General features: G+C 33.1%; 1 protein-coding gene. It reads right to left on the bottom strand.

Annotated elements, in window-relative coordinates; all coding sequences use genetic code 11:
- Nucleotides 1–40 precede the first annotated feature (40 nt).
- Nucleotides 41–1,185 (bottom strand): IS3 family transposase gene (locus JOD07_RS15250; protein ID WP_242862612.1). Its coding sequence is split into 2 segments (ribosomal slippage): nucleotides 41–939 and nucleotides 939–1,185, totalling 1,146 coding nucleotides; the frame shifts between segments, so codons are not numbered across the junction.
- Nucleotides 1,186–1,258: the final 73 nt, after the last annotated feature.

Below are 1,258 nucleotides of genomic sequence, written 5' to 3'. Positions count from 1 at the left end.
TGGATTTATGTCAATATAGTAGACACAAAAACTCAAATTTTTATGCAGTTTTTCTTAAAGCATCTTCAAGCTGTTGAGGAGTCATATAACCGATACTGCTATGAAGCCTTTTTCTGTTGTACCAGGATTCTATATATTCAAATATAGCTAGCCTTGCAGCATCAAAGTCATAGTATGTAGCTAAGTTTACTTCTTCCTTTTTTAGTGTAGCATGAAAGGATTCTATACAAGCATTGTCATAGGGACATCCCTTGCCGCTAAAGGAATGAACTATATTATGTTCATTAAGATAATCATCAAATTTAGAGCTTGTATATTGGGAGCCCAAATCACTGTGGAGTATAACAGTATTCTTTGGTTTTTGAGTTATGTAGGCATTTTCTACAGCCTTTATAGCTAGTTCTGTATCCATAGTCTTTGAAAAAGCATAGCCAATAATTTTCTTTGTATGAAGATCCAAAACTGAAGCAAGATAGCACCATCCGTCTTTAAGTGTATAAATATAAGTTATATCAGTAACCCATTTTTCATTTATTGTAGTTGTTGAAAAATCTCTTTTCAAAACGTTTTCTTTAGCCTCTATTTTGCTTTTGGAAGAGTGAGGTCTGAATTTTTTGATAATTATGGATTTTATATTTAGTTTTTTCATAATCCTTTGGACTCTCTTAAGGCTTATGGCATGTCCTCTTTCTTCACGAAGCACTTTATGTATTTTGGGAGCACCATAACGACCTTTACTATCTTTATAGATCTTCAGTATTTCTTCCTCGTACATCTTGTTTTCTACGCTTCTTTTGCTTTCGGTTTTGTTTAGATACTTATAAAAAGAGCTTCTTGAAACCTTTAACACTTCACACATTAGCGTGATATCATGCTCTTCTTTATGATCATTTATAAACTCAAAAATAGAGGTTACTTCTTTGCGAATATGGCCATGGCTTTTTTTAATATTTCATTTTCCTCCTCAAGCCTTGCCATCTTCTTTAACATTGCCTGATACTCTTCTGATGTTATAGTTGTATCTTTATCCACAGTTATTGGTTTAGCTTTCTTAATCCATCCATTGATTGTTGATTTTGATATGCCATATTCGCTGCTAAGCTCTGCCAAACTCTTACCAGAGTTATAGAGCTCTACAATTGTCTTTCTAAATTCTTCTGTATAATACTTTTGCCCTTTTGCCATTGTAGACACTTCCTTCCCTTTTTATATTTTAAGGTGTTCGGCTTTTTGTGTCTACACTAATATACTAACACCA

This window comes from Defluviitalea raffinosedens, from assembly GCF_016908775.1.
Classification (GTDB): Bacteria; Bacillota; Clostridia; order Lachnospirales; family Defluviitaleaceae; genus Defluviitalea; species Defluviitalea raffinosedens.
The sequence above is the reverse complement of the archived record's forward strand: the minus strand, read 5'-3'. Positions and strand labels throughout refer to the sequence as shown.